Source organism: Microbacterium sp. SLBN-111 (genome assembly GCF_049739645.1).
Lineage (GTDB): Bacteria > Actinomycetota > Actinomycetes > Actinomycetales > Microbacteriaceae > Microbacterium.
The window spans coordinates 3,700,963-3,713,831 of the sequence record NZ_JBMGQH010000001.1 but is presented as its reverse complement, the minus strand read 5'-3'; the positions used below and the strand labels follow the sequence as shown (position 1 = coordinate 3,713,831).

The 12,869-nt window shown below is 69.0% G+C and carries 19 protein-coding genes; 11 read left to right on the top strand and 8 right to left on the bottom strand.

What is annotated here, in order from left to right:
* Positions 1-23: 23 nt before the first annotated feature.
* Positions 24-1,094, bottom strand: coding sequence for an ABC transporter permease (locus RKD05_RS17475; RefSeq protein ID WP_424711716.1), 1,071 nt, complete (start codon positions 1,092-1,094; stop codon positions 24-26).
* The gene (locus RKD05_RS17470) at positions 1,094-1,810 is read right to left on the bottom strand and encodes an ATP-binding cassette domain-containing protein (protein ID WP_051038818.1); all 717 of its coding nucleotides are present in this window, start codon (positions 1,808-1,810) and stop codon (positions 1,094-1,096) included. Before RKD05_RS17470 ends, RKD05_RS17475 begins: the two co-directional genes overlap by 1 nt.
* Positions 1,811-2,041: 231 nt before the next feature.
* Here RKD05_RS17470 and RKD05_RS17465 point away from each other — a divergent pair, with 231 nt between their 5' ends.
* The gene (locus RKD05_RS17465; RefSeq protein ID WP_424711714.1) at positions 2,042-3,739 is read left to right on the top strand and encodes a glycoside hydrolase family 3 protein; all 1,698 of its coding nucleotides are present in this window, start codon (positions 2,042-2,044) and stop codon (positions 3,737-3,739) included.
* Between the two features lie 184 nt (positions 3,740-3,923).
* Here the strand turns inward: RKD05_RS17465 and RKD05_RS17460 are convergent, their stop codons facing one another.
* Together RKD05_RS17460 and RKD05_RS17455 are read right to left on the bottom strand one after the other, a co-directional pair.
* On the bottom strand, positions 3,924-4,754 hold the full coding sequence (locus RKD05_RS17460) for an SDR family NAD(P)-dependent oxidoreductase (protein WP_424711713.1): 831 nt from the start codon (positions 4,752-4,754) through the stop codon (positions 3,924-3,926).
* Positions 4,751-5,032, bottom strand: a complete 282-nt coding sequence (locus RKD05_RS17455; RefSeq protein WP_424711712.1) for an SDR family oxidoreductase — start codon at positions 5,030-5,032, stop codon at positions 4,751-4,753. The genes RKD05_RS17460 and RKD05_RS17455 overlap by 4 nt, the downstream gene beginning before the upstream one ends.
* Positions 5,033-5,087: 55 nt before the next feature.
* Here RKD05_RS17455 and RKD05_RS17450 point away from each other — a divergent pair, with 55 nt between their 5' ends.
* Positions 5,088-5,897, top strand: a complete 810-nt coding sequence (locus RKD05_RS17450) for a hypothetical protein (protein WP_424711710.1) — start codon at positions 5,088-5,090, stop codon at positions 5,895-5,897.
* Positions 5,898-5,982: 85 nt separating this feature from the next.
* On the opposite strand, the gene RKD05_RS17445 is transcribed toward RKD05_RS17450, so the two are convergent.
* On the bottom strand, positions 5,983-6,111 hold the full coding sequence (locus tag RKD05_RS17445) for a hypothetical protein (RefSeq protein ID WP_424711709.1): 129 nt from the start codon (positions 6,109-6,111) through the stop codon (positions 5,983-5,985).
* 321 nt (positions 6,112-6,432) lie between these two features.
* Here RKD05_RS17445 and RKD05_RS17440 point away from each other — a divergent pair, with 321 nt between their 5' ends.
* From RKD05_RS17440 to RKD05_RS17410, 7 genes are all read left to right on the top strand, one after another.
* Positions 6,433-6,630: a hypothetical protein gene (locus RKD05_RS17440; RefSeq protein WP_424711708.1), complete on the top strand. Its 198-nt coding sequence runs from the start codon at positions 6,433-6,435 to the stop codon at positions 6,628-6,630.
* A 54-nt stretch (positions 6,631-6,684) separates the two neighbouring features.
* Positions 6,685-7,134 (top strand): hypothetical protein, encoded by a 450-nt coding sequence (locus tag RKD05_RS17435; RefSeq protein ID WP_424711706.1) that lies wholly within the window; start codon positions 6,685-6,687, stop codon positions 7,132-7,134.
* A gap of 38 nt (positions 7,135-7,172) precedes the next feature.
* The gene (locus RKD05_RS17430) at positions 7,173-7,703 is read left to right on the top strand and encodes a hypothetical protein (RefSeq protein WP_424711705.1); all 531 of its coding nucleotides are present in this window, start codon (positions 7,173-7,175) and stop codon (positions 7,701-7,703) included.
* A gap of 178 nt (positions 7,704-7,881) precedes the next feature.
* On the top strand, positions 7,882-8,217 hold the full coding sequence (locus RKD05_RS17425) for a hypothetical protein (protein WP_424711703.1): 336 nt from the start codon (positions 7,882-7,884) through the stop codon (positions 8,215-8,217).
* Between the two features lie 37 nt (positions 8,218-8,254).
* The gene (locus tag RKD05_RS17420; protein WP_424711701.1) at positions 8,255-8,932 is read left to right on the top strand and encodes a winged helix-turn-helix transcriptional regulator; all 678 of its coding nucleotides are present in this window, start codon (positions 8,255-8,257) and stop codon (positions 8,930-8,932) included.
* A 16-nt stretch (positions 8,933-8,948) separates the two neighbouring features.
* Positions 8,949-9,584: a dihydrofolate reductase family protein gene (locus tag RKD05_RS17415; protein ID WP_424711700.1), complete on the top strand. Its 636-nt coding sequence runs from the start codon at positions 8,949-8,951 to the stop codon at positions 9,582-9,584.
* Positions 9,581-9,685 (top strand): DUF6855 family protein, encoded by a 105-nt coding sequence (locus tag RKD05_RS17410; protein ID WP_424711698.1) that lies wholly within the window; start codon positions 9,581-9,583, stop codon positions 9,683-9,685. The genes RKD05_RS17415 and RKD05_RS17410 overlap by 4 nt, the downstream gene beginning before the upstream one ends.
* Before the next feature lie 3 nt (positions 9,686-9,688).
* Here RKD05_RS17410 and RKD05_RS17405 read toward each other — a convergent pair whose 3' ends face one another.
* Positions 9,689-10,177: a MarR family winged helix-turn-helix transcriptional regulator gene (locus RKD05_RS17405; protein ID WP_424711697.1), complete on the bottom strand. Its 489-nt coding sequence runs from the start codon at positions 10,175-10,177 to the stop codon at positions 9,689-9,691.
* Positions 10,178-10,253: 76 nt separating this feature from the next.
* Between RKD05_RS17405 and RKD05_RS17400 the strand changes: the two genes are divergently transcribed.
* Both RKD05_RS17400 and RKD05_RS17395 read left to right on the top strand, forming a co-directional pair.
* On the top strand, positions 10,254-11,177 hold the full coding sequence (locus RKD05_RS17400; protein ID WP_424711695.1) for a VOC family protein: 924 nt from the start codon (positions 10,254-10,256) through the stop codon (positions 11,175-11,177).
* A 100-nt stretch (positions 11,178-11,277) separates the two neighbouring features.
* Positions 11,278-11,535 carry a nuclease gene (locus RKD05_RS17395; protein ID WP_424711694.1) on the top strand — a complete coding sequence of 86 codons (258 nt, stop codon included), beginning with the start codon at positions 11,278-11,280 and terminating at the stop codon, positions 11,533-11,535.
* Between the two features lie 4 nt (positions 11,536-11,539).
* Here the strand turns inward: RKD05_RS17395 and RKD05_RS17390 are convergent, their stop codons facing one another.
* Positions 11,540-11,941: an aldehyde dehydrogenase gene (locus RKD05_RS17390; protein WP_424711693.1), complete on the bottom strand. Its 402-nt coding sequence runs from the start codon at positions 11,939-11,941 to the stop codon at positions 11,540-11,542.
* 112 nt (positions 11,942-12,053) lie between these two features.
* Positions 12,054-12,842, bottom strand: a complete 789-nt coding sequence (locus tag RKD05_RS17385; protein ID WP_424711691.1) for a dienelactone hydrolase family protein — start codon at positions 12,840-12,842, stop codon at positions 12,054-12,056.
* Between the last annotated feature and the right edge of the window lie 27 nt (positions 12,843-12,869).

The window sequence follows — 12,869 nt, the reverse complement described above, 5'->3', positions numbered from 1 at the left end:
TTCGGGTGAGGGGTGGGAAGGGGTCAGGAAGTGGTCCGGCGGCTGCGTCGGAGCGAGGCGAACCGGTCGAGCAGGACGGCGATCAGGAGGACGGCGCCGACGACGATGAGCTGCCAGAACGACGAGACGCCGAGAAGGACGAGACCGGATTGCAGGATGATCGCAAGCGCCGCTCCCCACAGCGTCCCGGTGATAGAGATGTAGCCGCCCTCGAGGAGCGTGCCGCCGATCACGGCGGCGGTCACGGCGCCGAGGGCATCGTTCGCGTGCCCGGCGATGGCGGTGGATCCGAAGCGTGAGAGGTCGATGAAGCCCGCGAGTCCGGCGAGCGCGCCGCCGAGCAGCGCCAGCGTGATGAGGTAGCTGCGGACCCGGATCCCGGCACGTTCGGCGGACGGGCGCGACGAGCCGATCGCCTGCACGCGCATGCCGAATCGTGTGTACCGCACGGTGAACCACAGCGCCGCGAAGATCAGCCCGGCGAGGATCGCCGGCACGGGGAGCGGGCCGATGGTCTTGAGGCCGATGTTCGTCTGCAGCGCGGGCGGCAGCGAGCCGACGTCGGTTCCGCCGGAGAGCAGGTAGGCGATTCCGGTACCGATCCCGAGCGTCCCGAGCGTCGCGATCAGCGAATTGATCCCGCCCACGGCGATGAGGAGGCCGTTGACCAGGCCGAAGACGAGACCGGTGGCGACGCAGGCCAGCAGACCGAGGGTGATGGCGAGGACCGGATCGGGGTACGAAGTGGCATCCCCGGGGGTGGTCTGGAAGGAGCGCATCACGAGCGCCCCCACGACGGAGGACAGCACGAGGTTGGCCCCCAGCGAGAGGTCGAAGATCCCCGCGCCGAGCATCATGGCGAGCCCGAGCGCCAGCATGAGCGCCTGGGACATGCCGAGCATCAGCGCCTGCCCGTTCGCCACCGACCAGAACACGTGCTGGGGCGACAGGGCGGTGAACAGCGCGACGAGCGCGATGTTGAGGAGCAGGATCCACGCCGCACGTGTCTTCACCCAGCGCACGATCACGGGGGCGGTTCGCCGCGCGCGATCGTCGACGGTCGCGGAGGCGGTGGAGGTTCCGGTGGTGGTCATCAGGCGGATTCCTTCCGGTAGCCGACCATCGTGGCGACGAGGTCCGGCACGGTGAGATCGGCCGAGGGGGACACGAGCACCGTCTCGCCGCGCCACAGCACGGTGATGGTGTCGGCGGCCTTCAGGATGCGGGGGAGGTCGTGCGAGATCACCAGGACGCCCAGACCCCGGGATGCCACGGTGCGCATGAGTTCGCAGATGATCTCCGACTGCCGGGCACCGAGGGCGGCGGTCGGCTCGTCCATGAGCACCGCGGTGCGGGCCCACATCACGGCGCGCGCCACGGCGACCGCCTGACGCTGGCCGCCGGAGAGGTCGCGGACGGGGACGGTGAGCGACGGCAGGGCGATCGAGAGGTCGCGCAGCGCGGCATCCGCCCTCTCCATCATCGAGCGGCGCGAGAGGACGCCGAACGGACCGGTCGTCACCTCGTGGCCGAGGTACATGTTGTCGACGACCGAGAGGTGCGGGGCGAGCGCGAGGTCCTGGTGGACCGCCTCGATCCCGAGCGCTTGCGCGTCCCGGACGGAGGACAGCTTCACCGGGCGGTCGTCGATGATGACGTCGCCGCGGTCGGGGCGGTTGATGCCGAGGAGCGTCTTCATCAGCGTCGACTTGCCGGCGCCGTTGTCGCCGACCAGCGCGACGACCTCGCCGGGTCGAACCGCGACGTTCGCGTCGCGGAGGGCTTCGACGTGGCCGAAGCTCTTCGCCACGTGACGGCAACCCACGACGCATTCGGGTGCAGGGGCGGGACTCATTTTCTCTCCATCGAGGTCCAGAGGATCGACATCGCGGTGTCGACGCACGAAAACTATCACACGAGTAACGTTTCGTGTCTAGGCATTGATCCGGAATCGCTGTATAACGAAACGAACACCATCGCGCGTAGAGGTATTGGTATACCCTCGTGCTGACCTCTCGACGCTGAGACCGAAAGTCTGCCCATGAACGCGACGCCCGCACCGCCCCGACCCGTCGATCTGTCGGCACCGTTGTTCGGCCTCGACCGAGGCGGGCTCGCCTGGGTGGAGGAGACCCTGGCGGGACTCACGCGCGAACAGAAGGTCGGCCAGCTGCTGTGCCTGTACCTTCGCGGCGACGACATGGCCCGCTTCACGTCGGATCTCGATCGCCTGGGCGTCGCACCGGGCGCGGTGATGATGCTGCCGCGCAGCCCGGCCGCCGCGGCGCGGGACGTCGCCGCGCTCCAGGAGTGGAGCGGCATCCCGCTCCTCGTCGCCGGAAACCTCGAGTCGGGCGCGGTGAACTTCCTCACCGGCGTCGAGGCGTTCGCGAACCCGATGCAGGTCGCGGCCGCCGGTGACGAGGCCGCGGTGGACGCGCTCGCCGATCACTGCATCCGCGTCGCCCGCTCGCTCGGCATGAACTGGGCGTTCGCGCCGGTCGTCGATGTCGCCGTCAACCCCGCCAATCCGATCACGAACACGCGGTCGTTCGGCGCCGACCACGAACTCGTCGCGCGTCTCGGCGCGCACTACGTGGCGCGGCTCGAGCGAGCCGGGCTCATGACGAGCCCCAAGCACTTCCCCGGCGACGGCGTGGACGACCGGGACCAGCACCTCGTGACCTCGTCCAACGACCTCGATCTCGACGAGTGGACCCGCACCTTCGGCGCCGTCTACTCGGCGGTGATCGCCGCCGGCGCGCGGTCGATCATGGTCGGGCACATCCGCCAGCGCGCCCTGTCGAAGTCGGTGCGGCCCGACTTCTCCGACGCGGACGTGCGTCCCGGGTCGCTCGCCGCCGAGCTGATCGGCGACGTGCTGCGGGGGCGGCTGGGCTTCGAGGGGCTGGTCGTGTCGGACAACACCGCGATGGCCGGATTCACCACCGCGGGCCGTCGCGATCGGACGCTGCCGGAGATGGTCGCCGCGGGCGTGGATGTGGTGCTCGGGAACGTCGACGTCGCGGCCGACTTCGCCGCGCTGGTGGAGGCCGTCGACATCCTCACGGACGACCGGCTCGACGAGGCGGTGCGCCGGGTGCTCGCGACGAAGGCATCGCTCGGCCTGCACCTCGGTCCGTTCGTCGAGGGCTTCGGCGAGCCCGCCTTCGACCACCCCGACGACCTGGAGGCGCGGCGGATGCTCGCGCGCCGGTCGATCACGGTGACGAAGGATGCCGCGCATCTGCTGCCTCTGCGGGCCGCGGACCGCCGGCGCGTGCTCGTCGTGGTGGTGGGCGATGAGCCGACCTTCTACGACCCCTCCGGCCCGTTCGCGCCGCACTTCGTCGCCGGTCTCCGCGCGCGCGGCTGCGAGGTGGAGGTGCGCCGGTCGCCGCTCGCGCAGTCGCCTTCGGCCGAGGTGGACGCGTTCGACCTCTGCATCTACTTCGCGAACGTCCGATTCGTGGGGAACTCCAACAGCCTGCGGGTCGCGTGGGCGCCGTGGCAGGGGCCGGACGCGCCGCGGCATCCGTCCTCCTTCCCGACCGTGCTGGTATCGATCGCCGATCCGTACCTGCTGCAGGACATGGCGATGGTCCGCACCGCGCTCAACGGCTATACGCCGACGTCCGCGACGGTGGATGCCGCCCTCGAAGTGCTGTTCGGCGAGATCGAACCGCGGGGCGTGAGCCCCGTGGACCCGTTCGTCGGACACTGGGACGCCGCGCTCTGACGCGCGCGGGAGCGGTCACGTGGTCAGCGGGCGGGGTCGCGCCTGGTGACGAGCGGAGGGGATTCGGCGGGGGGAGGGGGGATGCGGGGGTTTCTGTCCTCCCTCCGTCCCATGTCCTCCGCTGGTCACCGCGCGCGGCAGCGGTCCCGGTGTCGAGGAGCGATACGGCGAAGGGGCTACACCGTCATCGTCGGCCTCTCGCGGCGAAGGGGTGCAGCCGGCTCCCGTACAGCTCGGTCAGCCGTTCCCGGTTCCGGGCGCTGTCGACCTCCGCGCTCGGCCGCACAACGCGGTCGTTCTCGAGGTACGACCCCGACCGCATCGCCGCGGTCGCCGCGAACAGCACGTGCTCGGCGCCGCGGATCGGCGGGCCGCCGATGCGGCCCATCATCGCCGCGCTCAGGGGAGTGTCGTTCAGACCGGGACACAGCGACACGACCGTCGTTGACGTCGCCGCCTCCTCTTCCGCGAGGAGCGACGACCACGTGACCATCGCCAGCTTCGCCCGCGCGTAGGCGGCGACCGGGGAGTAGCCACTGCCCAGGTCGATGTCGTCGAAGTGGAACCGTTCCACCCGGTGGGCCGTGGAACCGACGTTGACGATGCGGGCGTTCGGCGAGAGCGACGGGACGAGGAGGCGCGTCAGCAGGGCCGGCGCGAGCGCATTCACCTGCAGGGTCCGCTCGAACCCGTCCGGCGTGAGGAGCCGCTCCGGTGCTCCCGGGACGGCCGCGTCGTTGATGAGCAGGTCGATGCCGCCGGGAGCGAGCTCGCGGATCCGGATGGATGCCACGACGACCGCGTCCAAGCTCGTGAAGTCGCAGCTCACGTAGTGGACGGTCGCGCCCCCGCGCCGCAGAGTCTCGAGCTGTTCCGCGACGTCCTCCGGCCGCTCGGCTCCCTGGAGGATGAGCGTGTCCGCGCGCGTCGCGAGCAGGCCGGCGGTCGCCGCCCCGATGCCACTCGTCGCCCCAGTGAGGGCGACGGTCCCGAAGCGGGATTCCGGCGCGTTCACAGGGCGTACCCTCCGGCGACCTGGATGTCCTCGCCCGTGATCCACCCGGCGTCCGGGGAGACCAGGAAGGCGATGACCTGGCCGATGTCCTCGGGCTCGCCGAGGCGACCGAGCGCGGTCTTCGCCGCGATCCCTGGGATGATCTCCGGGTACTTCTCGAAGGTGTCGCCGGCGATGCGGGTCCGCGTCGGTCCCGGGGCAATCGTGTTCACCCGGATGCCGCGCCCACCGAGTTCCTGGGCGAGGTACCGCGACGCGGTGACGAGTGCGGCCTTCATGCCGGCGAGGTGTGCGGCGATCGTGCCCCAGCGACGCTTCTGTCATGCTTCCGGGATGGGTTGGAAAGAATTCGCGGCGCACGTCTTCGGGGACCTTGTTGCCTGGCCCATGCTCGCGTTCGTCACAGTCCTGCTGCTGCTGAAGCAGATCCGAGCACTCATCGATCGGATCAAGCGCATCAAGGGGCCAGGGTTCGACCTCGATCTCCAGGCGATACTCGCGCAAGCTGAAGAAGCCGCGCGCGAGGCGCTCGTCGAAGCGGTTGAGGATCGCGCCGAAGCCGACGAGGATCGCGCCGAGCCCGAACCCGAGCCCGACAGCGAGCCCGAGACGGACGATGCATCGCAGCGTCATCCAATTGGGCCGACGACGGACGCGGATGGGTCAGACAGCACCACGGACCCTGCACCCACGACTTACTACATGCGGGACTACGTGACACTGCAGCGTTTGGAAGCACTTCCAATCGGCAGCGGGTACGGACCCTCGGTGTACGACCCACCCCGAGCGCTCCTGGATTTTCCCGATCAGCTAATGCGAATCGCTTACATCGAGCTTGAAGAGGCCATCGTGGACTTGTACGCGACCGTATTCTCCTGGGCACTCGACAGCCGGATGACACCCAGGATGCTGGACCGTCTGAGAGATAAACGCGTCATCACAGACGCCTTCCATGAGTCGGCCCTCGCAATCCGCGAGATCGCCGACCGGACGAGACATCAAGACTCCCCGGTGCCCCTCGAGGTCGCTCGACGCTACTACCGGATCGCGAACCAACTTTCGTCCATTGCGCAACGAGCACGCAAGGATTGGAAACGCGACCAACGAGCAAAGCAAGGAGAGCCGGAATCTCCTCAGCCGTAGACGAGCGGCGCGCATCTGGCCTGTGCGGTGTGGCCGCGCGAGAAGTGGCGGTGCGCGCGCGGGAAGTTGTGAGCGGACTCCGTAATCAGGCGTCCTTTCCGTAAGCGGCCTCACGCGCGCGGCGGAGGGACTGGACTGCCTGGTTCACCTCGGCGCGGTCGAGGAAGTCGGTCCAGACCTTGAACTGGTGCGCCTCGACGGCGTACTCGCCCATCGACGCGAGCCGACGCGCCTCAGCTGCAGCCTCGGCCTCGGCAGCGCTAGCAAGTCGCGCAGCTCGCCGACGGTGACCTCGACAGCGACCTGCACCCAGGATGCGCCACGGTTCTACCCGATGTGGAGGTTCCGGCGCGGCAGCTCGATGGAGATTGTCGCGAATGGCACGCCATCGAAGTCCGGGGGTGTGGTCCGCTCGACGATGCGGTTGTGGGTGATCTGTTCTCGGGGCACGTTGCCCACCTCCATCACGGAGAAACCCCTCACGGGGTCCAACCCGGCCCTATGTCGGGAAGTGTGTGGCCCGTACGATCGCGGCATGAGTCAGAAAGTCGAAGCGGGCACGGCGGACGTTCCCGGTGTCGGACGCGTTGCTTACCGGGTGCAGGTGAACAGGAACGCCGGCGGCGAGGTCTTCCTGCGAGTGCTGCAAGATGCGCGGTACGTGGACGGGAACCGGATCGTCGAGAACGAGGAGCACCGAACCCGCATTGCAAACCACCTGCGCGCGGTCTGAACGGAGAACGGGCGTGGGCGCGTTCGAACTCCCGCTGTCGATACCATCGGCGTCATGGAAGCCTCGGACGTCATCGCGATAGTGGCCGTTGCTGTGGCGGCCATTTCTGCGCTGTTCGCCCTCATCGCGAACATGCGCGCGAAGGACGCGTTGGACCTGCAGACGCGCATCGACGAGCGGCTTCGGGAGTTTCAACTCGTGCGGTGGTCCGCCAATTGGAATGCACTCGCCCCGGGTGGCGCACCTACTATCTGGCTGCGCAACACAGGAGTTACATCGGCAGTAGACGTGACGCTGTTGGTCAACACTTTCGCTGAGGAGAAGCTGTTCCACTTCAACCGTGTCGAGCCGGGAGACAAGGTCGAGGCCGTCTTCGAGGCTCCGGACGCAGTACAGGCCGGCTTCTACTTCTTGCGTGACGCGCCGTACCGAGTGCATTGGACTAGCCCGCGGGGGAACGTCCATCAGGTGGACGGGACAATCAGTTCAGGCGGCGAGCTGTAGCTCGGTCGGCCGGTCGAGGAGTCGATACGCTCGGGCCCATGGACCCGAACTGGATCAGCGGGGGCGCTGCCGTCGTCGGCACGCTCATTGCCGCGGGAGCGCTCGTCACGGCCGGACGGGCGAACCGTCGGGCGGACATCGCTAACGCTCAGTCCGCTGAGGCGAATGATCGGGCTCGGGAGGCGCTCGACCTGCAGCGCCGCATTGACGAGCGCGCCCGCGAGTTCACCGACGTGCGTTGGGAGATCAAAGTCGACAGCAGCTGGAGCGGTGGGCGGTACACTGGAGTCTCGTTTCGCAATGTCGGCCTGACGTCCGCGCGCGACGCGACGTTCGTGATCGAGGTCGAAGGCTGGGCGACGCCTGACGTGCTCACCGCGGAGGAGGTACTGCCCGGCTACGCGGCGGGCTTCACCTCGAAGGCGGCGGCGTTCTGGATGGATAAGAACGACGATCTGGTACCCCTGCACCCGCCGTTCCGGGTGCACTGGTCGAGTCCGCTCGGCAATGTCGTGGAACGTCACCACGATGGCGCGACCATCTTCACGAGACAATCCCGCGGCGAGTGACAGTTCGGCCGGCCAGTCAAGCCTCGGCCTCACGGAGTCAACCCGGCCGGGCGCCGGGAAGTCGGTAGTCTCGGGGTTTGACCGGATCGGCAATCGTGCGCGACGGCACGCGGTGGGGCAGGGACCACGAGCTCGGCGCGGTGAGCCGTGTGCGGCTGAACCGCGCTACCGTGTGCGGATGGATGACCTGAAGGACCACGTCCGCCGCGTCGCGCTCGCTCTGCTGGACATGCAAACCGCGACCGATGAGGTGACCGCGCGGCGCGTCCGAACTGACCCGAATGACGTCGATCTGACGGCCACGGCGACTGCAACTCTCGGCCTGCAGGATGCGCTCGGCTCGGGCTTCTCGCTCGACGAGCCGAACACGGACGAGGGCCGTGCGACGGCGTCGGTCCTGTTCGCGGCCGTCACGCTGATCTCGCAGCTGCTCAGCCGCACTGCGAAGGCCGAAGGGTCGTCGCGGGAGGTCGTCACTGCCGAGCTGCGCGAGTGGCTCTACCGCAATCTCTAGGCGGCGAGCTTTTCGATCGGTTAGTCAACGAGGGGCCGTGGACATCATCGGCGAGCGGTGGGCGCTCCTCATCATCCGGGACCTGCTCGTCGGGGCGCGCCGCTACACCGACTTGAAGCAGGGCCTGCCGCGCATCCCGACCAACATCCTGGCTGCTCGGCTGAAAGAACTGCAGAGTTCGGGGGTCATCCGGCGAGCACCGTTCAAAGGGCGCGGGCCCATCTACGAGTTGACGCCCTACGGCCGCGCGCTCGAGCCCATCGTCCTCGCCCTCGGCAGGTGGGGATTCGCCGCCATGGGGGAGCCGGACGAGGGCGACGTGGTCACGGCCGATTCGCTCACCATCGCCCTGAGGGCGGCCTTCCAGCCGGGAACCGCCGCAGCCCTCCCTCCCACCGACTACGAAGTGCGCGTTGCCGACGTACCGCTGCGGGTCCAGGTCGTGAAGGATCGACTCACGGTCATCACGCTCGCGCCGACATCGACACCCGTCGGCGGACGGCTGCCGGATGCGGAACCCGATCTCGTCTTCGTGGCGGGGCCTGGCATCCGCGAAGTGATCGCCGGCTCTATGACGCCCGTCGCCGCGCTCGACTCGGGTGTCGTTCAGGTTGTGAGCGGCGACGCCGCACTCCTCGAGCGCTTCGCGCTCACGTTCCACATCGATACGCCCGTATCGCCGACCATCAACCGCTCTGCCCAGCTCGCTGGCTGATTCGAAGGAGAATGCCATGACCGGACGCATCACGATCGACCTCTTCATCACGCTCGACGGAGTCGCTCAGGCGCCGGGCGGCCCGGACGAGGACCCGTCGGGCGGATTCCCGTTCGGCGGCTGGCAGGCGCCGTTCCTCGACGAGGTCGTCGGCGCGAGGGTTGTCGGCGGCATCGCCGAAACGGACGCGCTGCTGCTCGGCCGCCGCACGTATGACATCTTCGCCGGATATTGGCCGCACCACACGACGGGCGTCGACGGTGACATCGGCACACGTTTCAACGCCATCCCGAAATACGTCGCATCGCGCAGCGCTCCGGTGCTGGAGTGGGCGGGGAGTTCGCTGCTGGGGCCCGACCTCCCCTCGGAGATCGCACGCCTGCGCGAACGGCACCAGAACGTGCACGTGATCGGCAGCGTCGACTTCGTCCAGTCGCTCCTCGCCGAGCAGCTGTACGACGAGCTCGCTCTGTGGCAGTACCCGCTGGTTCTCGGTCAGGGGAAGAAGGTCTTCCCCGACGGAGCGGTGCCCACGACCCTGGCTCTGCTCGAGCCTCCGATCGTCGGGTCGAGCGGGGCGCTCCTGCTGCGGTATGCGCCGGGCGGACCCGTCCGCACGGGTGACATGGACGCGCCGAACCGCGGCGTGTGACCCGCGGACGCTTCGGCATGTACCTGCCGCCGCTGCTCGAGGGACTGGGACTCGCGGAGTTGACGCACGACGCGCGCAACAACCGCGTGCGCGCGGTGTGAGCGTCAGTCGTCTCCCGCGACCGGCTCCTCGGATCCACCCGCCAGTCGCCCGCGGATCACCGCGCTGATCTCGGCGAGCGCGTCGAGCTGGTCCGGGGTGAGCGCGTCCACAACGAGGCGCCGCGCCGTCTCGATGTGTCCCGGGGTCGCGCGGATGAGCTCGCGGCGGCCGACCCCCGTGAGTCGCACGTCGGTCGCGCGCCGATCATCCGCGGACGGCGAGCGTTCGACCAGCCCGCGCTTCTCCAGCCGAGCGCACACGTGCGAAAGGCGGGGGAGAGTGGATGCCGTCTCCCCGGCGAGCGCGGACATGCGGAGCGTCTGCGCGGGGGAGAACCGCAGCACCGTGAGCACGGAGAACTCGAAGTGCGTCATGCGCGAGTCGCGTTGCAGTTGCGCGTCGAGCGCCGCCGGCAGGAGCTGGCTCACCGTCACCAGTCCCACCCACGCCGCTGACTCCTGTGCGTTCATGCGAGGTGCCTGGAATACCACGCGACCATCCTAGGTTGGTTGTAGCGACAACCAATGGCCCGCGTCGTCGCGATGCGACCGGCAGAAGGAGCGCCCCGTGGATCAGACACCGCAACGGCATTCGGCAGCACCGTCGTGGAGCACGGCGGCCGTGCCGACGCGCGGCGCTGCGCCGGACGGCACCCGCATGGACACCGTCGAGCTGCTGGTCAGCGACCTCGACGCGATGACGGAGTTCTACCGGAGGGCGGTGACGCTCGACGTCCTCGACCAGGCGGGCGCCACGGCGACCCTCGGACGCGGCGGCGTCGCGTCGATCGTGCTGCGGCAGGAGAAGGACCTTCCCGGACGCGACAGCCGCGGCGCGGGGCTTTATCACACCGCGATCGTGTTCCAGGATCAGGCGCGGCTCGCCTCGGCGCTGGCATCCATGGCCCAGCACGCCGGGCAGTTGTACGAGGGATCCGCCGACCACCTCGTCAGCGAGGCGTTCTACTTCCACGACCCCGAGGGCAACGGACTCGAGCTCTACCGCGACCGTCCGCGCGACCAGTGGACGGTCCACGCCGACGGCACGGTGCAGATGGCGTCGGAGTTCCTCGACCCGAATCAGTTCCTGCAGCGCTGGTACGACCCCGAAGCGGAGGAGGACGGGACGGATGCCACGGCCGCCATCGGGCACGTCCACCTCCAGGTGGGCGACATCCCCACGGCGCGCCGCTTCTACGAGGGCATCCTCGGCTTCGACGTGACCGCCTCCCTCGGTTCCGCGCTGTTCCTCTCCGCAGGCGGGTACCACCACCACATCGGCATGAACACGTGGCACAGCGCCGGGGCGGGGCCCCGCGCCGCGACCCTCGGCCTCGGCGACGTGCGGATCGTCGTGCCCACCCGCGACGACGTGGAGGCGTTCGGCGAGCGCGTACGCGATCACGGCATCGCCGCGGCCGACGACGGTCGCACGCTGCGACTCGCCGACCCGTGGGGGACGCGGTTGGCGATCACGCCGGAGGGCGCGTAACGCAGGGACGCGGTGTTACGTCTCGCTACGCCCCGGATCGCCCGCGTCCACGGCATCCCGTAACTTCATCTCACCGCAACCCCCGAAGGCAGGTGAAGCCATGTCCCGCACGATCTCGTCGACAGTCCACCCGATCCAGCGCTGCATGGCCGCAGCCAACCCCGCCGCGTGGTGGGACGGACTCGTCACGCACGTCGACGGCGCCGAGGCGACGATCGCGCTGCTGAACGGCGCGGCCGTCCGCGTGCGGATCATCGGCCCGGCGGTCGACATCGCGGCGGGGGAGCCGGTGGCCTACCACCCGGTCGCAGAACTCCTGAGTGCGCGGACCGTCACGACGACCGCGCGCGTCGCGTAGAACCTCAGGCGGACATCGAGGCCATCATGGCCTCGCACTTCATGACCATGTCGTCGCACGCCATGGCGCAGTAGCGGCACATCTCGTCCATGTCGGCGTGCATGCGGCACTCCTCGGCGCACACCTTGCCCATGGTCATGCAGGCCATCATCATGGCCTTCATCACGTCCATGTCCATGCCGGCGGGACGCATCATCATGTGCATCGTGGCCTCGGCCATCTCGACCATGTTCGAGCACATGGCGCAGCACTTCGCCATCTCGGCGCCGTGCATCATGTCGCTGCCGGCGCACATCGCCGCCGCCATCGCGCACGCGTTGAGGGACTGCACGCATTCCTGCATGGCATCCATGTCCATGGTCATCTCGCCCATGGGCATGGACTTCATCATCATCATGGTGTCCATCGGTGTCTCCCGTGTTCTCGAGTGGATCGCGGTCCGCCGACGCGGCGAGCGCTCGTATGACGGAATGTTACGCCCGCCGCGTCGGCGCGCCACAGCATTCCCAGGAGAGTGATCAGCCTCCGAGGCGCTCGCGCAGGAACTCGACGACGAGCTCGTTCGCCCGATGCGTGGGGTGCCCCGGGGCGGTGGCCGAGGCATCCGTGAGCACGGAGTGCGCGTTCGCCGGAATGCCGTCGGAATTGCCGGGAGACGAGTCGATCTCGAACGCCCGCCAGCCCTCGCCGAGCAGTCGCTCCATCGCCGCGAAGCGCTCCGCAGGAACGCTGCGGTCGTTCGTGAACCGCAGGCCCAGCGCGCAGAGCCCGTCGCCCGCGCGGCGACGGATCGCCGCCTCCTCGGTGGTGCTGAGCCCCGTCGCCGAGCGTCCGGCGCCGATCGCCGGGGGCACCGCGGGCTGGGAGACGACGGGCGCGAGCACGCTGTCGTCGGCGGCCGTCGCCAACGCGAATCCGCCGGAGAAGCACATCCCGATCACGCCGACGCCGGGTCCGCCGCGCTCGGCGTGCACGTCGCGGGCGAGGGCGCGGAGGAATCCCGCGATCGGGCGGTCGGCGCGACGCGCGAAGGCCGCGAACTCGCGCGACACGCACATGCGCAGCGCCGAACCGGCGATGTAGCCACCGCTCACGGGGCGCCCTGGGGTTCCGATGATGGAGGGGAGGGCGACGTGGAAGCCCGCGGCGACGAGTCGCTCGGCGAGCGCGATCACCGCGGGCGTCGCGCCGGGGATCTCGGGGATCAGGATGATGCCGGGGCCGTCGCCCGAGCGGTAGACGTCGTGCGTGATGCCGTCGTAGGTGAAGGGTGCGACGTCCCAGTCGGCCAAGAGATCCGTGGTCATGCGCCCAGTAGATCACCACCGCGCCCG

What these genes read in the sequence shown, in the direction of transcription:
- RKD05_RS17475 (WP_424711716.1), bottom strand. Translation starts at nt 1,094, where the DNA reads ATGACCACCACCGGAACCTCCACCGCCTCCGCGACCGTCGACGATCGC.
- RKD05_RS17465 (WP_424711714.1), top strand. Translation starts at nt 2,042, where the DNA reads ATGAACGCGACGCCCGCACCGCCCCGACCCGTCGATCTGTCGGCACCG.
- RKD05_RS17455 (WP_424711712.1), bottom strand. Translation starts at nt 5,032, where the DNA reads ATGAAGGCCGCACTCGTCACCGCGTCGCGGTACCTCGCCCAGGAACTC.
- RKD05_RS17450 (WP_424711710.1), top strand. Translation starts at nt 5,088, where the DNA reads ATGGGTTGGAAAGAATTCGCGGCGCACGTCTTCGGGGACCTTGTTGCC.
- RKD05_RS17445 (WP_424711709.1), bottom strand. Translation starts at nt 6,111, where the DNA reads ATGGGCGAGTACGCCGTCGAGGCGCACCAGTTCAAGGTCTGGACCGAC.
- RKD05_RS17440 (WP_424711708.1), top strand. Translation starts at nt 6,433, where the DNA reads ATGAGTCAGAAAGTCGAAGCGGGCACGGCGGACGTTCCCGGTGTCGGA.
- RKD05_RS17435 (WP_424711706.1), top strand. Translation starts at nt 6,685, where the DNA reads ATGGAAGCCTCGGACGTCATCGCGATAGTGGCCGTTGCTGTGGCGGCC.
- RKD05_RS17430 (WP_424711705.1), top strand. Translation starts at nt 7,173, where the DNA reads ATGGACCCGAACTGGATCAGCGGGGGCGCTGCCGTCGTCGGCACGCTC.
- RKD05_RS17425 (WP_424711703.1), top strand. Translation starts at nt 7,882, where the DNA reads ATGGATGACCTGAAGGACCACGTCCGCCGCGTCGCGCTCGCTCTGCTG.
- RKD05_RS17415 (WP_424711700.1), top strand. Translation starts at nt 8,949, where the DNA reads ATGACCGGACGCATCACGATCGACCTCTTCATCACGCTCGACGGAGTC.
- RKD05_RS17395 (WP_424711694.1), top strand. Translation starts at nt 11,278, where the DNA reads ATGTCCCGCACGATCTCGTCGACAGTCCACCCGATCCAGCGCTGCATG.
- RKD05_RS17390 (WP_424711693.1), bottom strand. Translation starts at nt 11,941, where the DNA reads ATGGACACCATGATGATGATGAAGTCCATGCCCATGGGCGAGATGACC.
- RKD05_RS17385 (WP_424711691.1), bottom strand. Translation starts at nt 12,842, where the DNA reads ATGACCACGGATCTCTTGGCCGACTGGGACGTCGCACCCTTCACCTAC.